The sequence below is a fragment of the Enterococcus sp. AZ163 genome (genome assembly GCF_050498925.1).
In the GTDB taxonomy this organism is placed as follows: Bacteria; Bacillota; Bacilli; order Lactobacillales; family Enterococcaceae; genus Enterococcus_A; species Enterococcus_A ferrettii.
Window position 1 is genome coordinate 3,467,138 of record NZ_JBIPAO010000001.1, and the last position, 25,413, is coordinate 3,492,550.

Annotated in this window: 28 protein-coding genes; 6 read left to right on the forward strand and 22 right to left on the reverse strand. The window is 39.4% G+C overall.

Annotated elements, in window-relative coordinates; all coding sequences use genetic code 11:
• Positions 1 to 40 precede the first annotated feature (40 nt).
• From comGC to IGI46_RS16695, 8 genes are all read right to left on the reverse strand, one after another.
• Positions 41 to 316 carry a competence type IV pilus major pilin ComGC gene (gene comGC / locus IGI46_RS16660; protein WP_429964090.1) on the reverse strand — a complete coding sequence of 92 codons (276 nt, stop codon included), beginning with the start codon at positions 314 to 316 and terminating at the stop codon, positions 41 to 43.
• A complete protein-coding gene (gene comGB / locus IGI46_RS16665; RefSeq protein WP_429964091.1) occupies positions 310 to 1,320 on the reverse strand; it encodes a competence type IV pilus assembly protein ComGB in 1,011 nt (336 codons plus the stop codon). The genes comGC and comGB overlap by 7 nt, the downstream gene beginning before the upstream one ends.
• A complete protein-coding gene (gene comGA, locus IGI46_RS16670; protein WP_207701157.1) occupies positions 1,317 to 2,231 on the reverse strand; it encodes a competence type IV pilus ATPase ComGA in 915 nt (304 codons plus the stop codon). Before comGA ends, comGB begins: the two co-directional genes overlap by 4 nt.
• 65 nt (positions 2,232 to 2,296) lie before the next feature.
• Positions 2,297 to 2,950 (reverse strand): tRNA (guanosine(46)-N7)-methyltransferase TrmB, encoded by a 654-nt coding sequence (gene trmB / locus IGI46_RS16675; RefSeq protein ID WP_207701156.1) that lies wholly within the window; start codon positions 2,948 to 2,950, stop codon positions 2,297 to 2,299.
• 39 nt (positions 2,951 to 2,989) lie between these two features.
• Positions 2,990 to 3,772, reverse strand: a complete 783-nt coding sequence (locus IGI46_RS16680) for a phosphotransferase family protein (protein WP_207701155.1) — start codon at positions 3,770 to 3,772, stop codon at positions 2,990 to 2,992.
• 99 nt (positions 3,773 to 3,871) lie between these two features.
• Positions 3,872 to 4,729 carry a D-amino-acid transaminase gene (gene dat, locus IGI46_RS16685; protein WP_429964092.1) on the reverse strand — a complete coding sequence of 286 codons (858 nt, stop codon included), beginning with the start codon at positions 4,727 to 4,729 and terminating at the stop codon, positions 3,872 to 3,874.
• Between the two features lie 3 nt (positions 4,730 to 4,732).
• Positions 4,733 to 5,941, reverse strand: coding sequence for an ABC transporter permease (locus tag IGI46_RS16690; RefSeq protein WP_429964093.1), 1,209 nt, complete (start codon positions 5,939 to 5,941; stop codon positions 4,733 to 4,735).
• On the reverse strand, positions 5,934 to 6,674 hold the full coding sequence (locus IGI46_RS16695) for an ABC transporter ATP-binding protein (protein WP_429964094.1): 741 nt from the start codon (positions 6,672 to 6,674) through the stop codon (positions 5,934 to 5,936). Before IGI46_RS16695 ends, IGI46_RS16690 begins: the two co-directional genes overlap by 8 nt.
• A 128-nt stretch (positions 6,675 to 6,802) precedes the next feature.
• Between IGI46_RS16695 and IGI46_RS16700 the strand changes: the two genes are divergently transcribed.
• The 4 genes from IGI46_RS16700 (at position 6,803) to IGI46_RS16715 (ending at position 9,741) form a co-directional block, all read left to right on the forward strand.
• The gene (locus IGI46_RS16700; RefSeq protein WP_429964095.1) at positions 6,803 to 7,237 is read left to right on the forward strand and encodes an HIT family protein; all 435 of its coding nucleotides are present in this window, start codon (positions 6,803 to 6,805) and stop codon (positions 7,235 to 7,237) included.
• The gene (locus IGI46_RS16705) at positions 7,238 to 7,624 is read left to right on the forward strand and encodes a YtxH domain-containing protein (RefSeq protein ID WP_207701150.1); all 387 of its coding nucleotides are present in this window, start codon (positions 7,238 to 7,240) and stop codon (positions 7,622 to 7,624) included.
• Between the two features lie 166 nt (positions 7,625 to 7,790).
• The gene (locus IGI46_RS16710) at positions 7,791 to 8,819 is read left to right on the forward strand and encodes a peptidylprolyl isomerase (protein WP_429964096.1); all 1,029 of its coding nucleotides are present in this window, start codon (positions 7,791 to 7,793) and stop codon (positions 8,817 to 8,819) included.
• Positions 8,820 to 8,913: 94 nt separating this feature from the next.
• Complete coding sequence (locus tag IGI46_RS16715) at positions 8,914 to 9,741, forward strand: NUDIX hydrolase (protein WP_207701148.1); 828 nt, start codon at positions 8,914 to 8,916, stop codon at positions 9,739 to 9,741.
• A gap of 56 nt (positions 9,742 to 9,797) precedes the next feature.
• Here the strand turns inward: IGI46_RS16715 and IGI46_RS16720 are convergent, their stop codons facing one another.
• The 4 genes from IGI46_RS16720 to IGI46_RS16735 all read right to left on the reverse strand — a co-directional run bounded on the left by IGI46_RS16720 (position 9,798) and on the right by IGI46_RS16735 (position 13,602).
• The gene (locus IGI46_RS16720) at positions 9,798 to 11,771 is read right to left on the reverse strand and encodes a HelD family protein (protein WP_429964097.1); all 1,974 of its coding nucleotides are present in this window, start codon (positions 11,769 to 11,771) and stop codon (positions 9,798 to 9,800) included.
• A gap of 119 nt (positions 11,772 to 11,890) precedes the next feature.
• Positions 11,891 to 12,286 carry a VOC family protein gene (locus IGI46_RS16725; protein ID WP_429964098.1) on the reverse strand — a complete coding sequence of 132 codons (396 nt, stop codon included), beginning with the start codon at positions 12,284 to 12,286 and terminating at the stop codon, positions 11,891 to 11,893.
• Between the two features lie 72 nt (positions 12,287 to 12,358).
• On the reverse strand, positions 12,359 to 12,748 hold the full coding sequence (locus IGI46_RS16730; RefSeq protein WP_207701145.1) for a hypothetical protein: 390 nt from the start codon (positions 12,746 to 12,748) through the stop codon (positions 12,359 to 12,361).
• A 35-nt stretch (positions 12,749 to 12,783) separates the two neighbouring features.
• The gene (locus IGI46_RS16735; RefSeq protein ID WP_429964099.1) at positions 12,784 to 13,602 is read right to left on the reverse strand and encodes a prenyltransferase; all 819 of its coding nucleotides are present in this window, start codon (positions 13,600 to 13,602) and stop codon (positions 12,784 to 12,786) included.
• Positions 13,603 to 13,732: 130 nt separating this feature from the next.
• Between IGI46_RS16735 and IGI46_RS16740 the strand changes: the two genes are divergently transcribed.
• Positions 13,733 to 14,161 (forward strand): helix-turn-helix domain-containing protein, encoded by a 429-nt coding sequence (locus IGI46_RS16740; RefSeq protein ID WP_429964100.1) that lies wholly within the window; start codon positions 13,733 to 13,735, stop codon positions 14,159 to 14,161.
• Positions 14,162 to 14,203: 42 nt separating this feature from the next.
• On the opposite strand, the gene rlmN is transcribed toward IGI46_RS16740, so the two are convergent.
• The 3 genes from rlmN to IGI46_RS16755 form a co-directional block, all read right to left on the reverse strand.
• Entirely contained in the window at positions 14,204 to 15,268 is a 1,065-nt protein-coding gene (gene rlmN / locus IGI46_RS16745) for a 23S rRNA (adenine(2503)-C(2))-methyltransferase RlmN (protein ID WP_207701142.1), read from the reverse strand.
• Positions 15,269 to 15,429: 161 nt separating this feature from the next.
• Entirely contained in the window at positions 15,430 to 16,212 is a 783-nt protein-coding gene (locus tag IGI46_RS16750; RefSeq protein ID WP_429964101.1) for a glycyl-radical enzyme activating protein, read from the reverse strand.
• A gap of 15 nt (positions 16,213 to 16,227) precedes the next feature.
• Positions 16,228 to 18,576, reverse strand: a complete 2,349-nt coding sequence (locus IGI46_RS16755; RefSeq protein WP_429964102.1) for a formate C-acetyltransferase — start codon at positions 18,574 to 18,576, stop codon at positions 16,228 to 16,230.
• A gap of 169 nt (positions 18,577 to 18,745) precedes the next feature.
• Between IGI46_RS16755 and IGI46_RS16760 the strand changes: the two genes are divergently transcribed.
• The gene (locus IGI46_RS16760) at positions 18,746 to 19,507 is read left to right on the forward strand and encodes a DeoR/GlpR family DNA-binding transcription regulator (RefSeq protein WP_207701139.1); all 762 of its coding nucleotides are present in this window, start codon (positions 18,746 to 18,748) and stop codon (positions 19,505 to 19,507) included.
• 33 nt (positions 19,508 to 19,540) lie between these two features.
• On the opposite strand, the gene IGI46_RS16765 is transcribed toward IGI46_RS16760, so the two are convergent.
• The 7 genes from IGI46_RS16765 to IGI46_RS16795 all read right to left on the reverse strand — a co-directional run bounded on the left by IGI46_RS16765 (position 19,541) and on the right by IGI46_RS16795 (position 25,187).
• Positions 19,541 to 20,476 carry a LacI family DNA-binding transcriptional regulator gene (locus IGI46_RS16765; RefSeq protein ID WP_429964103.1) on the reverse strand — a complete coding sequence of 312 codons (936 nt, stop codon included), beginning with the start codon at positions 20,474 to 20,476 and terminating at the stop codon, positions 19,541 to 19,543.
• A gap of 20 nt (positions 20,477 to 20,496) precedes the next feature.
• Entirely contained in the window at positions 20,497 to 20,769 is a 273-nt protein-coding gene (locus tag IGI46_RS16770; protein WP_429964104.1) for a hypothetical protein, read from the reverse strand.
• Positions 20,770 to 20,852: 83 nt separating this feature from the next.
• Positions 20,853 to 21,218 carry a hypothetical protein gene (locus IGI46_RS16775; RefSeq protein WP_429964105.1) on the reverse strand — a complete coding sequence of 122 codons (366 nt, stop codon included), beginning with the start codon at positions 21,216 to 21,218 and terminating at the stop codon, positions 20,853 to 20,855.
• Positions 21,219 to 21,327: 109 nt separating this feature from the next.
• Positions 21,328 to 22,425, reverse strand: a complete 1,098-nt coding sequence (locus tag IGI46_RS16780) for a PTS fructose transporter subunit EIIC (RefSeq protein WP_429964106.1) — start codon at positions 22,423 to 22,425, stop codon at positions 21,328 to 21,330.
• 11 nt (positions 22,426 to 22,436) lie between these two features.
• Complete coding sequence (locus IGI46_RS16785) at positions 22,437 to 22,745, reverse strand: PTS fructose-like transporter subunit IIB (RefSeq protein ID WP_207701134.1); 309 nt, start codon at positions 22,743 to 22,745, stop codon at positions 22,437 to 22,439.
• Positions 22,746 to 22,765: 20 nt separating this feature from the next.
• Positions 22,766 to 23,227: a PTS sugar transporter subunit IIA gene (locus IGI46_RS16790; protein WP_207701133.1), complete on the reverse strand. Its 462-nt coding sequence runs from the start codon at positions 23,225 to 23,227 to the stop codon at positions 22,766 to 22,768.
• A 7-nt stretch (positions 23,228 to 23,234) separates the two neighbouring features.
• Positions 23,235 to 25,187 (reverse strand): BglG family transcription antiterminator, encoded by a 1,953-nt coding sequence (locus tag IGI46_RS16795; RefSeq protein ID WP_429964107.1) that lies wholly within the window; start codon positions 25,185 to 25,187, stop codon positions 23,235 to 23,237.
• Between the last annotated feature and the right edge of the window lie 226 nt (positions 25,188 to 25,413).

The window sequence follows — 25,413 nt, forward strand, 5'->3', positions numbered from 1 at the left end:
TTAAGGTCTCGAACAGCGTATATCCCGATTTACACCTCATCTAAGGATTAACTTTTTCATAGACTTTTTTTTGTTTGTCTGTAATATACCCCTCGTCTACTAATACTTCTAATGTTGGACGAATGCCTGTATCTAGTTCATAAACTTCCATCTGCGTCTCTACAACCTTCGCAATTGATTCATCATTCTTCCCCTGGGCAGAGTCTTTCTGCTTCATAATATTTGGTACAAACAATAGTAATAGGATACTGATCACAAAAAGTACGACCATCATTTCTAATAGAGTAAAACCTTCAAGTTTTTTCTTTTTCACCATATTCCCTCCAAACCGCTGGATAGCGGCAAAAGCATAGCGACATAAATACTAACAATCAATAAAGCAACGAACAAAAATACTACCGGCTGCAACCAAGAACACAAAAACTCTAAACGGGCAAAAAAACGCTGCCAAACAAGCTGACTATACGTGAGCAGTTCCTTTCCTAAATTCCCACGAACTTCCCCCTGCTGAACAATTTGACTAAATTCCTTGGTTAAAAAAGGGTAGTCTCTTAATTGATGTGCTAAAGATTGACCTTGAACGAGCTTCTCTTGAAGTGAAGCAGCTAATTCTTTCATAAGCGACTTTTTTTCTGTTGCTAGTAAACAGGCAATAATCTGTTGAAGCTCGAGACCCTGATCAAATAATTTTCCCCATTCTAATGCAAAATAGGCTGAATAATAATCGCGGTGCAGCCGGCCAATAAAGGGGAGTTTAGCTAAGAAGCTGTACTTAATAAGATAGCTTTGTTTCTTTCCCCAGTAGTTCCATAAACTTAGTACGAATAGCCCAGCGGACAAAGCTGCTACAACGAACCAAGGAGCTGCTTGAATAAAGAGAATCGAAGGATTATCAGCAGCAATCATTCCACTGTCTAATAATTGAGGTAAAAGAAGGGTTCGCATTCCCAACAGAATCAACAGTAAAAAAAGTAGAAGCATGGCTGGATAAGAAACAGCTTTAATGAAATTTTGACGATGCTTTTGAATCAGCAACATTTGATTGGCTATTCCTTTTAGCGTAAGAGCAATCCCTCCATGCATCTCTCCCAAAGCAACTTGCAGTACTTGATCAGCGGAAAAATTCAATTGAGAAAAGCTTTTTGATAAAGGTTGACCACTGTGCAGATTTTTTTGAACTATTTCCACTAGTTCTGCTGAAAAAATATCAGCGGTTCGCAAAAAATGTAAGGCTTGCTGCAGGCTAAATCCATTAATTAACAAATCACCTAGTAATTGGCAGAAGCTAATTTTTTGTTGTGGAGTTAGTCTTTTCTTCATTGCATATCTTCCCCAATCTGTCTTAAGCCTTCCTGCCAAGTAAAAAGCTGCGGGGGATCATCATAAAAGGTGTAGCTCATTAATAACCCCACTTCATTTTCTTGGCAGGGAAGCAATTCTTGGTAAATAATTCCGCGTAAGCAATCTTGTAACAAATGTTGATCCCCTCCCAACTCAATTGCCCGATTCTCCGCTGCTTCTAAGCTTGAAGCATGCAGCGTCGCAAATACGCAATGACCTGTTAAGGCTGCTCGAATTGCTCCTTGAATCGTCTTTTGATCGCGGATTTCACCAATTATTAACACATCTGGGTGATGGCGTAATGATAATTTGATCAGCTCCTCATAGGTTTGATCAATCTTCTCATTGACCTGCAGCTGCAAAAAGTCTGGTTCTTCAATCTCAACGGGATCTTCGATAGTTAATACTTGCCCATGACTTTCCTTAGCCAGTTTGTACATTAAGGTTGTTTTCCCAGAACCGACTGGACCACAAAATAGATACAACCCTTTTGAGCGACAAGCCTGAAGGATTGTTGGTAACTGTTCTGGTAATAAGTATTTTTCACGACTGTGTCCAAAAGAATGCAAAAAACGAATAACTAGACTCTCTCGTTGCAGATAATTGCCTACAGTAGACAAACGTAACCGCTGCTCCTGTTGGTGTAAGGAATAAGTAATTGCACCTAATTGTGCTTTACGCCTTTCGCTAACGTCCATTTGTCCCAAATACTTAAAGCGGCTAATTAACTGCCTTCCAATCTCACCTGAGACACACCCCTGCCCATGATAATAAGGTCCCTGGCGAAAATAATATTCATAATGCTCATCTTTAGGCATCAAATAGAAATCCTGCATCTGCTTTTTGGCACCATACTCTACTAAGCCTGTTGAAAGTTCTTCAATCGTCATCTCCTTCACCTCATTGATAAAGTACGCAAAAAAAGCGAGTCTGATCTCGACTCGCTAAAAAAGTTTTATTTTTTTGTTTTATCTGGAAAACGAGCCTCTACCCGATAGATCGGCTGTCCCTTTTTAGAGAATTTTTCTTCATATTCGGTCATGATGTTTCCTTCATAACTGCTATGATGTAGATCAAGCCAAACCTGCTCCAAAATCATGCCATACTTTGAAAAGCTGCTTAAAGAATATTCGAATAATCCTTGATTGTCTGTTTTGAAATGAATCGCTCCATTGGGTCGTAGAATGGTTTCATCTACCGCTAAAAAACTTCGATAGGTTAGACGACGTTTTTCATGTCTTTTCTTAGGCCACGGATCTGAAAAATTCAAGTAAATCTGATCTACTTCACTTTCCGCAAAATAGTTGGTTAGCTCTGACCCATCAACATGCAGCAATTGCAGGTTTGACACCGGCTCTTCAATTAATTTATCTAAAGCAAAGGATACTACACTTATTTGCATATCAATCCCAATGTAATTAATTCCGGGGTGAGCCTGTGCCATTTGATTAATGAACTGGCCCTTTCCCATACCAATCTCGATATGAATTGGCTGATCGTTGCCAAAACGCTCGTGCCAACGACCTTTCCAGGCTTGAGGGTCTTCTACAACAAGTTGCGGGTGAGCAGCCAGCAGTTCCTCTGCTCCCGACCTTTTTCTTACACGCATGATTTATTTCCTCCTTAAAAAAAGCTGAACCTAAATCGTTCAGCTTCCCGCAAAAATTCGTTTTAATTGCAATATTAATTGATTCATATGACGAAATTCCTGACGACGATACAGCCGGGATATTTCTAATAACAAACTCATCAGAGCGTACCAATATACACGCTCCATGTTCGCATCAGTTGGTCTTATACCATACCTCACTAACCATTTGCTCCAACTAGAAAGCGGTACATAACTTCCTAAGATTGTTCCAATATCTAAAGCCGGATCAGCAAACATAACTGAATCCCAATCAACCAAATAAAGATAATTCCGACACACTAACCAGTTGCGGTGATTGACATCACCATGTACTACGGTGTAGCTTTTTTTCGGATAGTAAGGAATATTTTTTTTCAAATAACTATGGACTAATTCAATGAAACTGTTCTGTTGCAAAGCCGGCGATAACCTTTCTTCAAAATCTGCCAACAATTGCTGAGGAGAGACTTGACGTCCACCTACTTTTTTCAACATCATTTTTAGCGAGTCCGAATGATGCAGATGGTACAAAACATCTATTACATCGTTGCGCTGCTTGATTTCCTCAGGGCTAAGCACTTGACCGTCCAACCACTCCTGCGCAGTTAGCGTATCACCATTGCCTGTCCGTTTAATCCACACCAACTTAGGTGCAATTCCTTCTCTAGATAAAGCTGCCAGCATAGGAGTGGTATTTCGTTTTATAAAGACACGGTCTTCATCGCGATACCCGATGTAGGTTTTGCCGGTGTCGCCCTTGATTGGACTGACACGCCATTCGCTATCTAACTGAAAATCCATCTCATGGGCCTCCTCATGCTTTTTTCGCAGTACCTCTTATTCTAGCTAGGGAAGGTGGCTTCGTCAAGCGCATGTATGTTCTTCTTTAGCCTTTTTGGATTACATTTTCTTTACAGATTCCTCTATAGCGTCAATATAAGCTTTTTGTAGTTGTTTTGTGACCGTACCAGGTGTTCCTTTACCAATATTTTTACCATCAATACTAACAATCGGCATTACTTCAGCAACCGAACTAGTTTTGAAACACTCATCTGCTTCAATTAATTGTTCCTTAGTAAAAGGTTCTTCAATTAACTGAATACCTAGTGCCGTTGCTAGTTCCCGCACCTTAATTTTAGTGATTCCTGGTAAAATTAATTCACCATCCGGATGAGTATATAAAATACCTTCTTTTACCATCCAAAGATTAGATGCTGAAGTTTCAGTTACAATCCCATCTCTAACCAGTACGGCATCATCATATCCGTTCTCTTTTGCTTCATTTAAAGCTAAGATATTGCCTAGTAAGCTAATTGATTTAATATCGCAATGCAGCCAACGTTTATCAGTGACAAATCCGCCGCGAATTCCTTTTTCAAGTTTTTCGACAGGACGATTAGCCGTTTGAATGTCAGCAGTTAAGACCGGCATAACCTCTTTAGCATTTGGAAAGTCGTGCAGGCGAGGCTTAGCTGTTCCATGAGTTATTTGGAAATACAGCCGTCCGTTTTCAATCCCCACTTCTTCAGCAAAGTGATGCAACCGTTGACTGAATTCTTCCTTTGAGAAAGGCAGGGTCAAACGAATTTTGTCTGCACAGCGCCAAAACCGCTCCAAATGTTCTTCTTCCATATATAACAGTCCATCGTAAATACGAATCACTTCATAAATTCCATCACCAAATTGATACCCGCGATCTTCAGTATCAATTCTTACTTCTGATTCATCAACAATTTTATCGTTCCATAATATTTTCATCGGTTAATCCTCCATCTTTTTGATTCGAGCTGGTACATACAACCAAACAAACAAAGCTATTTCTCCCATTAAAATGGCTAACATCAAAAGACTATTTAGGACAGATAATTGGGTTAAAGCAACACCTGCAAAAATAAAGGCAGCAATTACCAGCAAGCTCACAATCATCTTTTGTAGCGAAGCTTGTTTCGTCTTTTGGCTTACCGGATACAATTGGATAAAACTAATATAATCGAATTGACCGTATAATGGAATCATTTGAAACCCAATCAAGTAGATTAATAACGCCGCGACTCCAGTGGCAAAAAGAAAATCCTGCAGTGTAAAAATAAGAATACCGCCAATTACCACTAAACGAAGATAAAGTCCACTATATTCAGACCCCCGCAATGCCCGGCGCATAAATAAATAAAGGTAAATATTCGATTGTTTAAAAGTAATTCTTGCTAACAGACCATCCAAGTATTTGCGTCGTTTCACCTTGGCTTCAATTTCCGGTACATCGGTGAACAAATTGATGAACTGATAAATTCGGTATAAGCGACTGCGTTCATAATCAGCCATTTTCTCCCAATCCAGCAACCGATTTTCAGCCTTGGTTGCTTGGTAAAAGAAAAAGGTCACTATCATCGCCATTGCCGTACCTGCTAATGGCGTCGTATATAAACTAACAGCAATTACTGCTAGGCTAGCCACATACCAAAGCAGCTTTAACTGACGAGCCTTTTCTTCAATTCCTTGATAGCATACCATGCGCAAAATAGTTAAATGGCTGTATTTTAAAAGCCAAAGCATCAGTACAAACCAAAGGATATTAATAAAGCCATCGCCCGTACTGACAACATATAACGGCATTGAGATGCCAACGATTAGAATAATTAATACAAATGGGAAGACCAACGAATAGCTTAGCCCCTTTTGCAGATAGCCGTCCATTTGCCGTTCCTTCGGCAGAATAAAGGTAGTATCGGCTGGTTCAATCAAAGTGACCAGCTTTCCTGCTGGTAAAACTAGAAACCAAAGGAAGCCTACAATAGGTAACCCCCATATGAAATCTGGCGGCAGCTCTTTTAACAAATTTGAGTAGTAAAACCCCAAACCACCTACTAAAAACAAACAAACTAAGACGAAATGATCATTTAAAACGTAACGCATGTACTTCATCATTTTCTTTTGGTGCAGTCTTAGCCGCTGACTAAAAAAATCAGACATTCGCCTCAGACTCCTTTGTCAATGCGACATAGATTTCATCTAAGGAAGAACCTGGCAGATGAAATTCTTGTTGAAGCTCACTTAAGGTTCCTTGTGCTCGCACTTCCCCGTTGTGTAAAACAACAAAACGATCACAATACTTTTCAGCTGTTGCTAAAATATGAGTGGACATCAAAATTGCAGCCCCTTCTTTTTTCATTGCCATCATTAATTCCAACAAGGCATTAATTGCCAATGGGTCTAAGCCCAAGAAAGGTTCATCAATAATGTACAAACTGGGTTGAATCAAAAATGCGCATAAAACCATTACTTTTTGTTTCATTCCCTTAGAGAAATTAACTGGAAACCATTCTAAACGATTCTCTAAACGAAACGTTCTCAACAGCTGCTCAGCTCGCTCCATCGCTACCTCTTTGGGAATATCATATGCCATCGCTGTCACTTCAATGTGCTCTCGCAAGGTTAATTCTTCATATAATGAAGGTGTTTCTGGAATAAAGCCAATTTTTTTCCGATATTCCTCTGGTGCTTGAGACAAGGTTAACTCGTCAATCGTAATTTTCCCTTTTTGAGGAGTAAGCAAACCAATTACATTTTTTATTGTAGTAGATTTTCCGGCCCCGTTTAATCCAATTAAGCCAACCATCTCTCCACTATTTACATCAAAGCTAATATCCTTTAATACAGGCACATGGCCGTAACCGCCTGTTACTTGCTGAATAGATAAACTCATCTTATTCCCTCCAATACTTGTTCTATATTATAGCAGAAGTTTTACAAAGATTTTTGACAAAGTGATTTCATTTTTCCGCACAGTTAAGAAAAGTTATGGTAAAGTGAAAGTAAGCAAAAAAAGAAAGGGTGTCTGTTATGGAAAATTGTATCTTCTGTAAAATTATTAACCAAGAAATTCCCAGCTATAAAGTGTATGAAGACGATAAAGTATATGCCTTTTTAGATCTTTCTCAAGTAACTAAGGGTCACACTTTACTTGTCCCTAAACAGCATGTTGCCGATATCTTTGACTATGATGAATCATTGGCCAGCGAAGTATTTGCCCGAGTTCCCAAGGTCGCAAAAGCTTTAGAAAAAGCTTTCCCCGAAATGGAGGGCTTGAATATATTAAATAATAATAAAGAATTAGCTTATCAGTCGGTTTTTCACTCACATGTACACTTAATTCCTCGTTATAGTAAAAAGGATGATTTCTCCATTCACTTTGGTGATCATTCAGAAAAACAGTCAAAAGAAGAAATGCAAGCAATTGCTGAAGCAATTAAGAAGCAGGTGAAATAAATGGGCTTTTTCAAAGGACTCTTAGTTGGCGCAGGTGTCGGAACCATCGGCGGTCTTCTTCTTGCACCAAGAAGAGGAGAAGAAACGCGTGAAAAACTGGTTAATGATGTCCGTGATGTGGTTCAATTAACTGACGAATTGAATGACAGCTTGACTGATTTTCGTGAATCCTTGGTGGAATTGAAAGCAACTGTTCACACGCTGGTTCCAGAATTCAAGGCGGAATTAGAAAGTGACTTGGAGGATTTTAAATTCGAAGCTGAGCCTCGAATTCAACAAATTCAAGAACAAGTAGCTCTCATTCAGAGCCACTTACCAGAAGAATTACAAACAAATGGTAATAAACAAGGTCGCTTTATTCTAGAACGTCCAGAAAAATTTAAATAATCAACAGGATGGGAGCATTTTTACGGCTCCGTCCTTTCTTTTATGCCTTTATTGTGAATTTTTATAGAAACTATCTTTAAAAGCCTTTATTTTACAAATTTAAGTATGGTATAGTGATTGAGGAGCAATAATACGCAAATAAATGAATACAGGAGTGTAACTGAGCATGAAGAAAAAAATCGTTTTAGCTACTGCTGGACTATTAAGCGTCTTAGTTTTAGGTGCTTGTTCAAGTAGCAACAGTCAAGAAATCGCAACAATGAAAGGCGGTAAATTGACCGTAGAAGATTTTTACAATGAAGCAAAGAAAGAACAAACAAATCAACAACTGGTTCGTAACATGATTATCTACGATGTCTTTGAAAATGCCTACGGAGACAAAGTTACCGATAAGCAAATTGACAAAGAATACAACAAGCAAGCAAAACAATTAGGCGACAGCTTTGAAAGCCAATTACAATCTGCCGGCTATACAAAATCTTCTTACAAGGAATATCTGAAACAGTCTCTAGCTTTCCAAGAAGGAATCAAGAGCCACATCAAACTAACTGATGCTGATAAAAAGGCTGCATGGGAATCTTTCCATCCTGAAGTAGAAGCTCGAGTTATTCTGGCAAGTAGTGAAGATGACGCAAACGAAATTAAGAAACAACTTGATGATGGCGGCGACTTTGCTAAAATTGCAAAAGAAAAATCACAAGATACTGCGACAAAAGAAGACGGTGGCAAAATCAAATTTGATTCACAATCTGACACTGTTCCTTCTGAAGTAAAAGAAGCAGCATTTGCTTTGAAAGACGGCGAAGTATCTGCAGTTGTTTCAGCAATGGACGCTTCTACTTATCAAACAGCTTACTACATTGTAAAAATGGAGAAAAATACTCCTAAGGGCAATGACATGAGCAAATATGAAAAAGAAGTAAATGAAATCGCTGAAAATACTAAAATGGCAGATCAAACCTTCACTTCTGAAGTTATCGGTGAAGAATTGAAAAAAGCGAACGTGAAGATCAAGGATGAAGCCTTCGACAACATTTTGGCTGACTTCTTAGGAACAACTGACTCTACTGGAACTTCTGGTTCTAAGAAATCTTCAGACAAAAAATCAGAAGCTTCTACTGAAGAATCTGATCAAGCTTCAAGCCAGTCTTCTACCGAAGAATCAGCACAAAGCAGCACTGAAGCATCTAACTAAACACTTAAAGGGAATTCCAAATGGAGTTCCCTTTTTTTCGTTATTCATGCTACAATATAGTATCAATTACTTTTAAAAGATAAGGTGGATAGTCATGAAAGAATTTCCTTCAAAAGAAGCAGAAAAGGATTATTATGAACATGAAGCTTCCGAGTCAGAATTTTTGTCTTGGTACAAACAGCAAGATCATCCCCAATATGAAAAACCTTCAGTAACAGTAGATATTGTTGTCATGGGCTACAATAAAGAAGAAGATCAATTAAAGATTCTTTTGATTCAACGTCGTGGCAATCCTTACCGCAATTCATGGGCACTGCCCGGAGGCTTTGTACAAAGCAACGAATCAACCAATGATAGTGTTCGCAGAGAAACAAAAGAAGAGACTGGCTTAACGATTGGTCGTCGCAACGTGGAACAGCTACACACCTTCAGCACACCAAATCGTGATCCTCGCGGCTGGGTTATTACGGTTAGCTACATTGCTTTCTTAGGTCAAGTACCGCCCAAGGCTGGTGATGACACGCAGGATGCCCGTTGGTTCAACATGGAGCGTCAGGAAGACACTCTTACCTTAACCAGTGACGATATCTCTATTGAGATTGATTTGGAAACCGGTAAGTCAATTGGCAAAGATACCCTTGCTTTTGACCATAACGAAATCATTCGTAAAGCTTTCAATCGTGTAGTGAATAAAATGGATCACGAACCATTGATTCTTCAAGTACTCGGCGAAGAATTTACCATTACTGAAGCGCGCAAAGTATTTGCTAAATTTTTAGGTATTGATTTTAAAACCGTTGACCACTCAAATTTCAAAAAGGCAATGCTGCAATATTTTGATGAGATTGGTGAACGTCCAGTAGGAATCGGCCGACCTTCAAAAATTTATCGATTAAAAGAAGAAATCGGCGAGAAAAAATAGTAACGCACTTATAACCCTGCCAGAATTATATGGGATTCTGGCAGGGTTTTTTACGACTAATTTGTAAGTATGACCAGCTGATGAAGCGCTCGAGTACAGCTGGTATACAATCGATTATCCGTTTGTTTCAACTGTCCAATCTCTATATCAGGCAAAATTACTGTATCAAACTCCAATCCTTTAGCATATTGAATTGTTGTTAGTACGATGCTTTCTTCAACTTTGCTGGTGTTCTCGTTGATAATCGTTAGTGGCATAGATAGTTCGGTAAGCAGCTGCTTAACTTCTTGTAAACTTTGACAGATAATTCCGCAAGTCGTAAAACGACTCTGTTGAAATTCGACTAATTTTTGTTTTAGTTTAATCAGTTTATCCGGAAAATCAACCACCGGTATCATTTCGACGGGGTTACCGTGTCGTTTTACTGCTGTCATCTCGGGGTTATTAGCGAATTGTTTGGCAAATTCAACAATCTCATAACTGGAGCGATAGCTTTTATCAAACGTTACCAATTGGTTGGCTGGTAACAAGTCGCTGAGCTCTTCTAAAAATGGTTTCTGATCCTTGGTCAATGCTTGATTTATATCCCCACAAATTGTTTTTTCACCCGGAAAAAGCGCCTGCAAAACTCGAAAATGCAGCATGGAATAATCTTGCATTTCATCAATGACTAAATGTTTAATCTGTTGCTTGGACTTAATCCCCTCGAATCGTAATTTGAAATACAAATACGGGTACAAATCGCTGCTTGCTAAAAGATTTTTATCACTGTCTCCCTGACACCCTTGCGGTAAAGTAGATAAAAAGTTTAAATAAGCAGATAAACTGTTGGAAAATCCGATGCGTTTCTTTAATTTAGCTGCGACTGACTTGCTGTCTTCTAACCTTTCTTCTTCTGCAATTCTTCTGCTGACTTGTTCAATCAAAACAACTAATGGCTGTTGTCTTGGATTTTCAAAAAAACGGCCTAGATTTTCTTTGGAGAGGATCTTTTCTTGTGTTAATACTAAGTCTTCGGCAACGACCTGTTGTGTTAACTGTTGAAGATAGGCTGTTAATTTTTCAAAAAATTCTGAGGAGTCACGGTATCGATAACTTTTGCTTTGCTGAGAATTTGGGCGTTCTATCATCTCGGTTAATTCTGTCTGTCGGCTGGAAACGGAAACTGTCCCTTCCATAAAGCTTTTCCCTAATGTCGTAATGTCCAACTGCTGTAAATCATTTTCACCCAATTCTGGTAAAATATTGCTGATGTAGCTGGAAAAAATTAGGTTCGGCGATATAATCAAAATATCTTCGGCCGTTAAGCTTGCTCTTTTTTGATAGAGCAGAAAAGCCATTCGATGCAGTGCAATGGCTGTTTTCCCTGAACCGGCCACTCCTTGTATAATCAGATTCTTAGTTTTAGTATTGCGGATCACTTCATTTTGTTCTTTTTGAATAGTCTGAATAATGGTCTTCATTTCATGAGTGGAGGATTGACTTAACTCCTGTAGTAGAAATTCGTCATTGACTGTATCTTCTGTGTCCACCAATAACTGGATTTCTCCATCATGTATTTCGAATTGCTTTTTCTCTAAAATGTTGCCTTGGAATATCTTGCCAAAGGATTCATAAGAGCCCCGTCCTAAGTTAAATTCATAATATAAAGAGGCAATTGGTGCCCGCCAATCGTAAATCAGTTGCTCCCCTCTATCATCTGCGAAACCGTAACGACCGATATAAAATGGTTCAACCTCCTGCTCTTGCTGATATTGAAAACCTACTTTAGCAAAATACGGACTGCTCTTTTGATAATTCAATTTTTGCAGGATGCCTGTTTCCAGTGTACTTCTGCGATCAATGAAATTCATCGTCTGTTGATAATTGTACACCTCGTATTTGTCCAGCTCCGCCTTATAATCAACGGTATGTCTCTTCAGCTTTTTGTACTGGTCTTCATTGGAATCGATCGTTTCCCCCAGTGAGTCGGCCTTTTCATTGACCTTTTTTATGACTCTTTTGAGATATTGTTCTTCTTTTACGTTCATCCAATCATCCCCCTTGGTAAATAGATCTATAGTATACGGGAAATAGAAAGATTGGTGGTTTAGTGGAGGGTTTGACCAAAAAAGAACCCCCAATCCTAAGACTGAGGGTTAGCTATTTGCTAAATATTCATCCAATTTGGTTCTAAAATATTGCCATCCGGATCCTCTACTTCCAAACCAAACATTTGATCTTCAGGAATCCCCATGTCTATATGGTAGTAATCACCACCATTTTCTTTAGCCTTTTCTGCAAATTGTTTGACTGCTTCAGCACTATCTAAACTAAATGACACGAGTACGCCACTGGTAGTTTTGGGATTAGCTATTTCACGATCCTTGATAAACTTTTGATAAAAATCAGGAGTCAACAGCATCACCCAAAAATGGTCGTCCCAGACTACTGCACTAGCCTCTTCAGTTGAAAATTCTTCGTTTTTCTTAAAGCCTAATGCTTCGTAGAACTGAATTGAACGCGGCAAATCGGTTACTGGAAAATTCACAAATACCATTGTCATTTTGATCATCCTCTCTTTCGCGTTATTATGCGCGCTAAAGAAAACGGTGTCAAAAACTTTGCCTGGCTGAGTTTATTTCTTTAGCAGCAGCTGCATTTGCTGCGTTAATACAAACAGCTGGTTTTCCAAAACGGCCACTCGCGTTTCCAAGGCGGATAGTTCTTCTAAACCGACACTCGTTTCAGCCATTTTTGTAGGAGAATACAGCTTAGGCAAGCCAGACTGCTTATACTTTTCCAGTAAATAAGGAATTTTTTGATTGTCGATTTTTACTTGGGTTCGTTCTATAAATTCTCCATTCTCATTTACTCGACGAGTGACCAAATTTTCCATCCCGTCAAAATGATTATCCCCTACTACATAGCCTGTATCGGCCTTTCTAATTGCCCCCAACTCCCTCAGCCATCCATAAAAAGTGGTTTGGTTTAGTCCGTATTCTTTTCTTATTTCATGCAGTTTCATGTTATCACGCTCCTTATCTATTCAAAGGTACGCAATTAATCACTCATTCGGTCTAAGATTTCCAAATATTTTTTAGTAGCCAGTTCACTCACCTGTCCTTTTTTGCAGAATTCCAGTTTGACCAGCTTACGATTTACTCGTTCAACCACAATTTGATCCTCTACCGTGCGCTTTTTTAATGCTTCAAAAGCATCCTTGAAACGATGATCTTTGCGCGCATATTCGTAAAAGGATAATACGTAAACATAATGAAAAATATTGTAATCACTTAAAGGATATTCTACCTGCATGAATAAAGTCCCAATCCCGTAATGACAGGGTCCGATCGGGGCTTTCGTTTCCCAATGACTTAAAAGAAACTCAATCGCCTGGTTCAAGCGATCATCAGAAAAGTATTCGGTATGACGAAATAGATTTAGTGCATTTAACGTAGGTAAAGAATTGGAGTGTTCGGTTTCAGGCCCTTTGCCAAAATAGAACTTCTTGCATCGCCAGCCACCATCCGAGTAGCGAGTTTCCATTAAATGAGTCAATGTTTTCTTGATTCGAGGATCTTCCAAATAGCCTAAACGAATCAGCAGGGTTGCTGCTGGAATAGTTTGGCAGGGAAAAACGGGGCCCTTCGGATATAGCTTGAAATCTCCCGGTTCTTTCCAAGATTCCCAAATCAGCTCACCAACTGTTTGTAAAATTGGATTTTCTGGTGAGACACCTAATTCCAATAAATAATTTGCGGAGGCAATGCAAGAAAATGCACCACCATTAGTTAATCTGCGATCCTCTGTCGTCCAATAATCCCATTTCTGATCATAACGATGACTTAAAACTGTTTCAATATCCTCCTGATAGTTCATCTGAACCCTCCGACCTTTTCTGTTAATTGTAGCAATTTTCCCTCTTCAATTCACTATTTTTTTGCGATGCAAACATTCTTTGCTAGTAATTAAGTGGGGTATTTTGGATAATTATTGTGAGGTGAGAATTATGGGAGTTGGTAAAGTATTAAAAGGGCGGAGAGAATTAATGGGTGTTTCACAGGAGAAAATTGCTCAAAAAATGTATGTCTCTCGTCAAACGATTTCGAATTGGGAATTAGGAAAGACTTATCCAGATATCGAAAAGTTAATTGCATTAAGTGAATTTTATGAAGTAACTTTAGATGAACTCGTAAAGGAGGATTCTATCATGAAAGAAAAACTGATTACTGATGCTAAAGAGTTGGCGCAGTTAAGAAAGCACAAAACCTGGTTTCGAATTAGCCAAAGTCTGTCATCGGTGGCCTTTGGGGGTGCACTTTTTTCTGATGATTACACGTGGTTATTGATTATTGCTGCGCTACTTTTTTCAGTCTTCGGCGCCTATCATTGGACTTTTTTCGATGACGATAAATCCACTGATCCCTTATTTCCTTAAACGTAAAAAATCCTCTCACCTGTAAGTGAAAGGATTCTTTGATTAATTCGTAACCGTTTTTTTCATTTGTTTGCTGCGTAATTGACCGCAGGCTGCATCAATATCAGTACCGTGTTCTTTACGGATGACACAATTGACACCATTTTTCTTCAACACATCATAGAAGCGTAAAACGTCTGCTTTTGAACTACGAGAATATTGATCATGTTCACTCACCGGATTATAAGGAATCAGATTAACGTATGTCAGCTTTTTTTTGTCTTTTAAAAGTTCAGCCAATTGTTTGGCATGCTCTGGACGATCATTAACGTTCGCAAGCATAATATACTCAAAAGTAATTCGACGATTGGTTGATTCCAGATAGTAATCAACAGCTTCCATTAATTTTTCAATGGGGAAGCTGCGATTAATTCGCATGATCGAAGAACGAACTTCATTGTTTGAAGCATGCAATGAAATGGCCAAATTAACTTGCAGTCCGTTTTCGGCGAACTTCTTGATTTTAGGTACTAAACCACTTGTCGATACCGTAATATGACGAGCACCGATAGCTAAACCTTTGGCATCATTGATCACGTAAATAAAGTCCATTACATTCTCGTAGTTGTCAAAAGGTTCCCCGATTCCCATTACAACAACATGAGATACTCGTTCATCTTCACCTCGTTCATCAAAGTAGTGTTGTACTAGCATGATTTGGGCCACAATTTCACCAGCGGTTAGATCTCTTTGTTTTTTTAACAGACCTGACGCACAGAATGTACACCCAATATTGCAGCCTACTTGGGTAGTCACACAAACGGACAAGCCATATTCTTGCCGCATCAAGACCGTTTCAATCATATTTTTATCTGGCAATTCAAATAAGTATTTAACAGTTCCATCGTTTGATTCTTGCACTACCATCTGCTTTAACGGATTGATGCAGAAATTTTCATCCAATAGATCAATTGTTTTCTTCGAAAGGTTGCTCATTTGTTCAAAGCTGGTTACCCGTTTTTGATACAACCATTCCCAAATTTGCGTTGCTCTAAATTTCTTTTCTCCATGCTCAATCAGCCAATCAATCAAGGCTTCTTTTCTTAATTCATAAATTGATGGTTTCAAACTCTTATCTCCTATTTCTTGTGTCTTAGCCGTGCTTCTTTTCACAAATAGGGGCCGGCCTGGTAAAGTCTCGCTTCATACTATAACCGATTAAAAAAATGAAAGCAATCGCCTTTGGAAAAAATCAATAAAAAGACTGCCAGTTTCCTGACAGTCCCTACTTATTCTAAGCCATCAACATTTGTATAGATACCTGCATCTTCAAATTCGTTCTTTATTTCATTTATCTCAGTCTGGGTTAACGTATTTGTGTCCTTCATAGTATATTCCCAACCTAAATAATCATACTTGCTGCTGCCATATTGATGAAAGGGAAGCAAATGAACTTCTTTTACCTCCAGATTTTGCAAATACTTGATCAAGGCTGAAATATTTTCAGGTTCTGTTGTGTATCCGGGGATTAAGGGGATACGTGGAATCACTTCTAAGTGATCCTGACTTAAGAGAAACTCAAAATTTTCTTTGACCATTTTAATCTCAGAACCTATCACTCGTTTACTTGACTTTGCATCCATTATTTTCAAATCAAATAGGACCTGCTGCAAATAAGGTGTTAACTTTTTAATCTCCCTCAAAGGAAAACAGCCCGTTGTTTCAATTGCAGTGTGTACACCTAAATAATTAAATTCTGATAACAAATCCGCGGCAAAGTCAGCCTGCATTAATACTTCACCTCCAGAAAGTGTTACTCCTCCACCAGAGGTTCGGTAAAATATTTCATCCTTCATCACTTCGTCCACTAACTCATCGGTTGTGCGCCAACTTCCAACAGTTTCTATCTTACCGTTTTTGGTCCAAGTCGTTGGAGCGACTGCTTTTCTTGATTCTGGATTGGAGCACCAGGGACATTTTAGTGGACAGCCTTTCAAAAAGATAATGGTCCGAATTCCACCACCATCGTGTACGGAATAGCGTTGGATATTAAATACTAATCCTTTGGACATGGATATTCCTCTATTCTACAATTCATGTTCAACACGAGCAATGATGTCGTCTTGAATTTGTTTATTCAAATCAACAAAGAAGGCACTGTAACCCGCCACCCGAACTAGCAAACCCGTGTATTTTTCTGGATGCTTTTGAGCATCTAACAAGGTCGCTTTTGATTGAACGTTAAATTGAACGTGTTGAATTTTTAGTTTTGTATAAGCCATTAGAAAATCGGCAAATTTATTTAAGCCTTGCTGTCCTTTTAGCGTATTTGGTTGAAATTTCAAATTAAGCAAGCTGCCATTTACCGTTAAATAGTTATCCAATTTGCTGACTGATTTTAAAACGGCTGTTGGTCCTAAGTGGTCTCGGCCTACCATTGGTGACAAGCCGCCATCCGCCAATTGTTCTTGAGCTTTCCGTCCATCTGGTGTTGCACCAACTGCTTCTCCTAATGGAATATGGGCAGAAACGGTATAAGCTCCAGCAATAAACTGTCCACCGCGAACATTAGTATATTTTTCCAGTTCTTTGGCATAATATCTAAATAAGCGAGCAGCAATCAGATCAATTTCATCATCATCGTTGCCATACTTTTCGAAATCTTGGATAACATGCTTTTGCAGCGCTTCGTATTCACCCGTGTAATTTGCTGCCATCGCCTCTACCAATTCAGAGAAACTCATTTCATGGTTTTCAAAAACCATCTTTTTAATGACATACAAGGAATCACTCAGGTTCGCTTCACCAATTCCTTGGACACCAGAGAAGTTGTACCTTGCTCCGCCTTCGGTCACATCCTTGCCTTTTTCTATACAGTCTTGAATTAAAACTGAGAGAAAGGGCGTGGGTGCATACTGTCTGTGACCTAAATCAACAATGTCCGATCCCTTGGCTACCAGCTCTACATAGTAAGCAATTTTAGCTTTGATAGTTTCGAAAAGCTCATCGTAGGTTACATCACTTTTATCCTTCAGCTCGTACATACTCAATTCCATGATGCGTAATAAGTTGAACAAAGCAATATCATGCAAGCCATAGGTTCTTCCAGGAATTGAGGTTTCAACACAGCCTACTGTTGCATAATCACGAGCATCATCCAAAGAAACGCCTTTACTCAAGAAGGCCGGCACGCAAACCTCATCATTGAAAAGCTGAGGGATTCCAGTACCTAATCGGATTGTTTCGCAGGTTTTCAATAAGAACCGTCGAGGAATTAATTCATTCATGCGAACGGAAAGATTCGGCTGTGGCAAAAGAACCTCATGATATAAATCCAGCATAATATAAGACAATGGATTTACCGAAGTGTGCCCATACTCATCTAACCCACCTAAAACAACTGTATATCCGGTTGGAAACCCAGCAAAGCATTTAGCACTGCTTTCGCTGCGCAGGAGCACAACATCATTTGTTTTAATATAAAAATCTCCCAGAACTTCATACAAGAACGCTTCAGAAATTCCGTCATTTAGAGAAGCTTGATAGTAAGGATACATGTATTGATCCATCCGTCCTAATGACAAGGAGGACGCATTTGATTCATATTGTCCGACAATACTGGTCATCCATAATAACTGCAGGGCTTCATAAAAGGAATCAGGCTTTTCAACACTTAGCTTTCGGCACATCGCTGCAATTCTTGTTAATTCCTCTTGACGAGTACGGTCACTCTCTAGTTGACTCATTTCTTCTGCTAAGTCAGCATAACGCAGGAAATGCTCCTGCATTCCTTGGAAAATGATCAAGCCAGCTTGAAAAAATGCATTGTCAGGTTCTTCAGCTGTTTTCTCTTTTAGGCTTTCAATATAATAGCCTATTCCATTACTCAGAACAGCCGGAAAATCCATAATGATATGACCTTGACCTTTGTCTGTTTGATTTAGTTTGAAGACTTCATCCTTCAACGCTATTTTAACTTCGTCAGTTAGTTGCCCATTAATAAAATCCTTCATGGAACGGCCTTCCCAATAGGGATAAAGCTTTTGACGATAAACCATTTTGTCAGCTTCAGTAAATTCAAACTGATCCTGAGGCCGGGTAGCAATTGTATCGATTTCTTTTAGAATCCAGTAAGGATCCATTTCTGGTGAAACGATTCCTGAACGAGGACGAACAGTACGATTTCCCACCAGCAGCTCACCTTCACGAATGGTAATAGACGTCTTCGCTAAAATATGAGCCACTGCTTTCGCACGGCGAATAATGGTTGTTTCTCCCTCTGTCTGTTGATAGCTCTCCGTATAGAGCAAGGCCCGCTCTAAAGAGATTTGACGTTTTTCTTTAAATAGATTATCCTTCATGCGTTGAATTCGGTCGTTCCCGTTTGTGACTACATTGGCAATGTTCTTTTCTTTGTCGATAATTCCAGTCGCCATTTCCTATCATCTCCTCTTCTCCTTTAGTATAGAAATACACAAGCAATAAAGCCACGCATTTCATTGAATTTTGTCAAAAAGCTTGGATTTCTTCTGTTTTTCCCAAATTTTTTCTTGAGTTTTTTGGAATAGAATGATACGTTATCAGTGAGAGCAGGGAGGAATTCAGATGAAAGCGGCTGAGATTGCCCAACGACGAAAAGCAATAACCGAATGGTTGTACCAAGAAGAAGCGATTAAGGTTGCCCAGCTAGTCAACTATTTTCATGTTTCAGATGAAACGATTCGCAAAGATCTCGCTTATTTAGAGGGAGAGGGAATCTTACAAAAGCAACATGGGAAAGCTGTACTAGTTAAGGAAAAAGAGCTAGCCCCCGTTTCCTTACGAACCGTTAATTTAAGGGAAAAGGAACGGATTGCAGCAAAGGCACTCGAGCTGATTACTGAAAAAGATCGAGTAATTGGCTTGGACCAAGGAAGTACCATTGCTCTATTAGCTAAGCAGATGCTTTCCTTCGACCAACGCCAACTATTTACTGGATCTTTGGCTGCTATTTTACAGCTGGCCAATGGGCATCATATGATCCATTCCTTTGGTGGACAATATTCAGCCAGCGATATGGCCTTTCGCAATGATACGGGCAAAGAAATGTATCCCGATGTTCAATTTGATCTTTGCTTTTTTGGCTCTAGCGGGGTTAAAAATCGCAAAGGCTTTTGCACCTCCTCTTTGGTGGATGCAGAATCAAAGCGAATGATGCTGCGAAAATCATTTAAAAAAGTAGTTTTGTTGGATAACAGCAAATTTGAGACCACCTCTTTGGTTCAGGTAGCCCCTTGGTCTGAGGTAGATATTGTCATTGCTAATAAAGGAATCCCCCACGATTATGAGCGGATGATCAGTGCTTTTGCTCAGTTGATTTTAGTGTGATAACTAGACGCGAAAAAAGGACTTGGCAGCCAGCTAAGTCCTTTCGTTATGCTTTACGAACGTATACGGTATTTTTATCTGCTGTGTTTCTTCAGCGATCAGTGCTTCAAATGCCTTTCGACCACATTCGGGCAAATGATGATCAATTGTGGGAAATTTCATTACCCGGCTGATAAAAAGATTCTCTTGTCCCACGATTAGTGGCGCTTGTTCTTTTCCATAGCCCTCAATAATCCCAGCTGCCACTTCATCGCCATTACTGAAGATTCCTTCGACACAATGCTGCCTAAAAAAGTCAGCGACTGCTAACCCGTCTTCGGCTTCTTGACAACCCCAGCGCATCAATTCAGGATCAAACTTGGGAAACAACTCTTCACATAGCTGCATTGCCAACTTTGAATTATTACTTCGTTTACCGGTTCGTCCTAAAGTTAAGCCAATTTTTTCGACACCTTGGTTTTTCAGATAGTTCAGTGACTCTCTAAAGGAACCTTTCCGATCGATAAATACACTGCTCAATCCCTCTATTTGAACATCTTCACATAAAACAATTTTGCCAAACTTCAGATAATCGGCAATTACCTCTAAGCTGTTGGACTTTGAGGCAATAATCATTCCATCAAAGCTTTTAGCAGCTAGTTCATTCAAATAATTCTTTTCGACTGATGGATCATAATTTGTTGGCAGCAACGTAACTTTATATTGCTGGACAAAGGCCTTCTCTGCAATTCCCTTCACTAGTTGATCATAGTAAGGATGATTAACAAAAGGCACGATCACTCCAATATTTTTTGTTTTACCATAGCTGAGATTACGAGCAGTATGATTGGGAACATAGTTCAACTCCGCCATAACTGTCAGAATTTCTTGTCGTTTCTGTTCCTCAACGTAAGGATGATTATTAAGTACTCGTGAAATAGTCGAGACTGAATAGCCTGTCTTTTTCGCGATGTCCCGGATATTGGCCATAAAATTCTCCTGAAAAATTTTTAAGCAGTGAGAAGCTGATGATAAAGATAGCGGACGATATCACTTCCTGAGTCGAAAAAAATGAAGGTATCTTTGCCATAACTAAACTTAATTTGCCGATCTTCACTGCCATTAACTGCTAAATCATGTATTCCTGTTAAGGTTAATTCTTTTTCCCGCACCTTATACAAGCCTTGGTGACGTTGGACAGACAACCGCTGCCCCTTAATTTCCAAGGATGCATAATAGTAATCTGTTCCTGTTTGATCATGCACTTCTACATAAGCGTTCATCGCTATCTCCTCCTTTGGTTATACCCAAAGTATAGCGGATGGAACGCGTACCACAGCAAGTAAAAAGTACTGATTAATGCCAATTAATCTTCTAATTCTTCAGCCAACAGCAATAATGCTGCCGCTGCTGCACCTTCTTCATCATCGCCTTCGTAAGCACCAATCGCATCTTTACCGAAAAGTCCAGTACCGCTGTAAATTTTCCCGTCCTTAATCGTTCCAACAGCGTCTTTGCCAAAAATTCCGGTCCCTTTGTAAATTTTATGATCCTTAAATTTACCGATATGATCTTTACCGATTAAGCCACTGCCGCTATAGATTTTCCCATCTTTATAAGACCCCACCAAATTTTTTCCTAAAAGCCCCGTGCCTTTATATACCTTTCCGTCATCAAATACACCAATTGCATCCTTGCCGAAAATTCCAGTACCACGATAAATTTTTGCCATTCCAAATTCCTCCTAAATGATTTCTTTTCATTTAGTATAGCATGTTCTCAATTTTTCAAGACAAAATAAGGCAAGAGATCTTATTTGAAAGATCCCTTGCCTAAAATGATTACATAATTTCGATATCTAAATCAATATCTTCATCTGCTGCTAGTACTGATTCAGTTCCATCAGAAGCAGCCACTGGTTTTTTCAACACAATCACAATCCCTGCAGTTACCGCTACCCCGACTAACGTACCAATAATATACATGATCGGATTTTGAGCAACAGGTGCGACAATCCAACCGCCCCATGGCGCAGGATTTCCGGCACCTAATACCATGGCAACCGCAGCGCCAATTGCGCTACCGATCATGTTAGCTGGAATACAGCGTAATGGATCAGCTGCTGCAAAAGGAATAGCCCCTTCAGAAATACCGACTAAGCCCATAACAATTGCTGCTTTCCCAGAGTTGCGTTCTTCCATTGTGAATTTCTTAGGAGCAATCAAGGTAGCCACACCCATTGCTAATGGTGGAATACAGATCGCCGCTCCAATTCCAGCCATAATGGATAAAGCAGTAGCACTTGGCATTCCAGTTATAGGATCAATTGTTCCAACCATAGCCGAACCAAAACCGAAGGCTACTTTATTAATCGGTCCACCCATGTCTGAAGCGATCATTGCCCCTAGCACTAATCCTAGAAGCATCAGGTTGGTCGTTCCCATTGACTCCAACCAGGCCGTTAAACCAGTCATTAAAGAAGCAATTGGTTGTCCAATCACCCAGTACATTAAGCAACCCACAATGGTAGTTCCTAGTAACGGGATGATGAAAATCGGTCCTAACGACCTCAAACTGGAAGGCAATTTAATTTGTTTCAAATAATAAACAACAATCCCTGCCAATAGCCCTGATAAAATTCCGCCTAAAAAGCCGGCACCAATATTGCTGGCAATTAATCCACCAATAATCCCTGGTGCTAACCCTGGACGATCCACCATTGAAAAAGCAATATAGCCTGAAAGGATTGGTACCATCATCCCTAGACCAGTAATTCCAATGTTTGCAATATCAGCCAGCATACCCTCCTCTGGAACAGCAGCACTTCCTGAAAAAAGAACACTTAATGCCAGTAAAATACCGCCAGCTACTACAAAGGGAATCATATAAGATACACCAGTCATTAAGTTCTTTCTTGTATCCTTTAATAAGTTGACCATTTCGGTTCCTCCTAGCCTAATTTTTGCTGTAATTTCTTGACGATTGCTTCACCTTTGTTGATGCAATCTCCGGCACTTACCCGAACGACTGGTTTACCTTTGAAACGTTCTTCATTTTTTATACCAATATTATTGGTTAAAATCACCGCATCGGCCGCAGTAATCTGATCCATGGTCAGTTCATTTTCAATCCCAATTGATCCTTGTGTCTCCACATGAATATCGACTCCATGCTTCTTTGCAGCAACCTCTAAGCTTTCGGCTGCTAAATAAGTGTGTGCTACTCCTGATGGACATGCGGTTACAGCAACTAATTTCATTTTATTTTCCCCTTTTTTAGTTAATTTAATACAGCGGTTAGACTGTCGTTAATGACTTGAACAATTTCTTCTTCACTGGCAGATGTTTTCAGCATTTCACGAAAATCCTCATGAACTAATTTGCGAGATAGTCCAGCAATAATTTTTAAATGCTCATCGCCAGCACATTCCTCTGGTACAGCTAATAAGAACGCCATTTCTACGTCTTTGCCATCTAGGCTGTTCCAGTCCACCGGTTGTGCTAAACGACCAAAGGCTACGGTACATTCCTTCACGTGAGGACTCTTCCCATGAGGGATGGCAATTCCAAATCCAATGGCTGTCGAGGTTAATGCTTCACGATCCAGTACACTTTGCAAATAACCGTCAAAGTTAGTGATACGATCAGCCGCCTCGATTTTTTTGGCTAATGTTTCGATGATTTCCTGACTATTTGTTCCAACGGTTGACAAATCAACCAGTTCATTCGTAATAACTTCCATCTTATTTCTACCCCCTGCTGATTTCCTGATATATTTCCTGCGCATTCTTTCCTAAGAAAAAATGGCGGATGTTGTTCGTTGAACGGACAATTTTATGGATGTCGGTAATAATGCCTCTTACTAAACTGCGGTCACGTTTGGCAACACACATCAATAACACATAGCTGACTTTCCGCTGATCCCAGACAATCGGCTTTTCTAAGGTCAGAATAAATACTTTAGTCTGCAAAACATTTTGCGGTGATGCGTGAGGAATCGCGACTCCTGTTTCTAGCGCTGTCTCACCCAACTGCTCCCGTTCAAAGACTTCTTGACGAAAATCCTGATTAACAATCTTGGCTTTTTCCAGTTGATCAATCAGGTAGTTTAAACAATCACTCTTTGTCTCAATTGCTTTTCCCGTCACAATAAAGGCAGGATCAATGACTTGCTTTAATGACTCGAAGGTCGTCTGCTCGCTGGCAGTATCCTCCTCTTGATAGAAGAAATCAGAATATAGAGACGTAATATTTTTGATATCCTCTTGGGTAATCAATGTTGAAACCTTAATTGTTGGCTTATCAATTGTTGGTAAATGGATTGACGAAATGATTAAATCCACGTTGTCTAAATTCTTTTTATACAGCTTATCTACAGTCGTTACCTCAGCAATATCCTGAGCTGGCAAAATCCGTTTAATTTTATTGTAAATCAGCTCAGAGGTTCCAATCCCTGTTGGACAAACGATCAATATTTTCTTGCCGTTGTGGCTTTTTTCTAAGGACACTTGGAAATACATAGCCAAGAAAGCAACTTCTTCATCGTTAAACTGAACTGCTAATTCATGTTCAACATTTGCCAACGCGTACCAGGTCGAACTGAAAATAATTGAATATTGATTCTTTATTTCATCAACTAATGGATTTGTAATCTCAATTCCCAACTTCAAACGATAGATCATAGGAATGAAATGATTGATAAAGCGGCTGCGCAGCTCCTCATCCTGTGAAAAATCCACCTGCATAATTTCACTCATATTGCTTAATACCTTGTCAATAATCGGTGTCATTTCCTCAAGTGATTGCGGCTGATTGGAATAAATTTTTACTCCATAGCCTACAAATTGGCGATTGACGTAAGCTACATCCTCTTCCAAATAGCTGAGTGCTAGGGCCTTTGTGGTTTCCTCCAGCAACTCACTGGCTAAAAAATACGTATCAATCATTTTGATTTGATCAAATAAAAATTTGTCTTCTTCCACATGCTGACCCTTTTGCAGTCGAGACAAGAAAATTATCAAGCCCATAGTCAATGATTTTTCATACTGCTCAGGCAAGAAAACCGTTGGATTTTGCTTTAGTGCCTGGAGTTGCTGAAAGACGACTGCTACAATTGCTTTGCCAAAAATCATTTGAAGCTCATGCTGGCCTTTGTCCAAAAAAAGCTGCTCATTATCTACACCTTTATAAACTAGCCAATTCTCACAAAAGCGAAACAGACTTCTTTGACGATCCTCTTCACTGCCAGTAATCCAAGTGCCTCTTTTAGAAGCAACTAACGAGACAGCATAGGTTTCGTTAATTTTTTCCAAGTCACTTGCGATTGAGCTGGCACTAATATGGAAATGTTCCGACAGCTTCTGCTGCGTAACGACGATCTCATCCACTAACAGCATTTTAGCAATCAATAATTGACGATCCCCTGGTGTGCAATCTGAGCAATCGTCCTCTTCTGCATAATCAAATGCCTCTAAAAGCAGCATCTTATCTATCGCATCTCCTACCAGCTTTATTCCTATTCGCGGCTTTTTATCAATTCTTGTTTGTTCATTTAAAAAATTCTCTTGAATTTTCTCTAAGTCTGAATAAATGGTGCGATTGGTTTTGCCTAATAATTTGGCATAATGAGCCACTGGTAAATACTCATCATTTTGTACCAGCAAACTAATTAACTTTTTTTGTCGAGTGTTCATTCCCTCCATTTTATTTCCTCCAATTGTAAGCGCTTATCAACTTAATCAAAATATAGCACAGGTATTTTATGTTGTATAACACAACTCAGTTACACATTAATGTTGAAATTTTTTCACATGCAAAAAAGAATGACTCCTTGAACGTAGGGAGTCATTAAACAAACTCAAGGGATTCTTTTAAATCATGGTATACTTTAGTATAAAGCAACTTGCTGAAAAAGTGGCAGGCATTAGG

What these genes read in the sequence shown, in the direction of transcription:
- comGC (WP_429964090.1), bottom strand. Translation starts at nt 316, where the DNA reads ATGGTGAAAAAGAAAAAACTTGAAGGTTTTACTCTATTAGAAATGATG.
- comGB (WP_429964091.1), bottom strand. Translation starts at nt 1,320, where the DNA reads ATGAAGAAAAGACTAACTCCACAACAAAAAATTAGCTTCTGCCAATTA.
- comGA (WP_207701157.1), bottom strand. Translation starts at nt 2,231, where the DNA reads ATGACGATTGAAGAACTTTCAACAGGCTTAGTAGAGTATGGTGCCAAA.
- trmB (WP_207701156.1), bottom strand. Translation starts at nt 2,950, where the DNA reads ATGCGTGTAAGAAAAAGGTCGGGAGCAGAGGAACTGCTGGCTGCTCAC.
- IGI46_RS16680 (WP_207701155.1), bottom strand. Translation starts at nt 3,772, where the DNA reads ATGGATTTTCAGTTAGATAGCGAATGGCGTGTCAGTCCAATCAAGGGC.
- dat (WP_429964092.1), bottom strand. Translation starts at nt 4,729, where the DNA reads ATGAAAATATTATGGAACGATAAAATTGTTGATGAATCAGAAGTAAGA.
- IGI46_RS16690 (WP_429964093.1), bottom strand. Translation starts at nt 5,941, where the DNA reads ATGTCTGATTTTTTTAGTCAGCGGCTAAGACTGCACCAAAAGAAAATG.
- IGI46_RS16695 (WP_429964094.1), bottom strand. Translation starts at nt 6,674, where the DNA reads ATGAGTTTATCTATTCAGCAAGTAACAGGCGGTTACGGCCATGTGCCT.
- IGI46_RS16705 (WP_207701150.1), top strand. Translation starts at nt 7,238, where the DNA reads ATGGGCTTTTTCAAAGGACTCTTAGTTGGCGCAGGTGTCGGAACCATC.
- IGI46_RS16710 (WP_429964096.1), top strand. Translation starts at nt 7,791, where the DNA reads ATGAAGAAAAAAATCGTTTTAGCTACTGCTGGACTATTAAGCGTCTTA.
- IGI46_RS16715 (WP_207701148.1), top strand. Translation starts at nt 8,914, where the DNA reads ATGAAAGAATTTCCTTCAAAAGAAGCAGAAAAGGATTATTATGAACAT.
- IGI46_RS16720 (WP_429964097.1), bottom strand. Translation starts at nt 11,771, where the DNA reads ATGAACGTAAAAGAAGAACAATATCTCAAAAGAGTCATAAAAAAGGTC.
- IGI46_RS16725 (WP_429964098.1), bottom strand. Translation starts at nt 12,286, where the DNA reads ATGACAATGGTATTTGTGAATTTTCCAGTAACCGATTTGCCGCGTTCA.
- IGI46_RS16730 (WP_207701145.1), bottom strand. Translation starts at nt 12,748, where the DNA reads ATGAAACTGCATGAAATAAGAAAAGAATACGGACTAAACCAAACCACT.
- IGI46_RS16735 (WP_429964099.1), bottom strand. Translation starts at nt 13,602, where the DNA reads ATGAACTATCAGGAGGATATTGAAACAGTTTTAAGTCATCGTTATGAT.
- IGI46_RS16740 (WP_429964100.1), top strand. Translation starts at nt 13,733, where the DNA reads ATGGGAGTTGGTAAAGTATTAAAAGGGCGGAGAGAATTAATGGGTGTT.
- IGI46_RS16750 (WP_429964101.1), bottom strand. Translation starts at nt 16,212, where the DNA reads ATGTCCAAAGGATTAGTATTTAATATCCAACGCTATTCCGTACACGAT.
- IGI46_RS16755 (WP_429964102.1), bottom strand. Translation starts at nt 18,576, where the DNA reads ATGGCGACTGGAATTATCGACAAAGAAAAGAACATTGCCAATGTAGTC.
- IGI46_RS16760 (WP_207701139.1), top strand. Translation starts at nt 18,746, where the DNA reads ATGAAAGCGGCTGAGATTGCCCAACGACGAAAAGCAATAACCGAATGG.
- IGI46_RS16765 (WP_429964103.1), bottom strand. Translation starts at nt 20,476, where the DNA reads ATGGCCAATATCCGGGACATCGCGAAAAAGACAGGCTATTCAGTCTCG.
- IGI46_RS16770 (WP_429964104.1), bottom strand. Translation starts at nt 20,769, where the DNA reads ATGAACGCTTATGTAGAAGTGCATGATCAAACAGGAACAGATTACTAT.
- IGI46_RS16775 (WP_429964105.1), bottom strand. Translation starts at nt 21,218, where the DNA reads ATGGCAAAAATTTATCGTGGTACTGGAATTTTCGGCAAGGATGCAATT.
- IGI46_RS16780 (WP_429964106.1), bottom strand. Translation starts at nt 22,425, where the DNA reads ATGGTCAACTTATTAAAGGATACAAGAAAGAACTTAATGACTGGTGTA.
- IGI46_RS16785 (WP_207701134.1), bottom strand. Translation starts at nt 22,745, where the DNA reads ATGAAATTAGTTGCTGTAACCGCATGTCCATCAGGAGTAGCACACACT.
- IGI46_RS16790 (WP_207701133.1), bottom strand. Translation starts at nt 23,227, where the DNA reads ATGGAAGTTATTACGAATGAACTGGTTGATTTGTCAACCGTTGGAACA.
- IGI46_RS16795 (WP_429964107.1), bottom strand. Translation starts at nt 25,187, where the DNA reads ATGGAGGGAATGAACACTCGACAAAAAAAGTTAATTAGTTTGCTGGTA.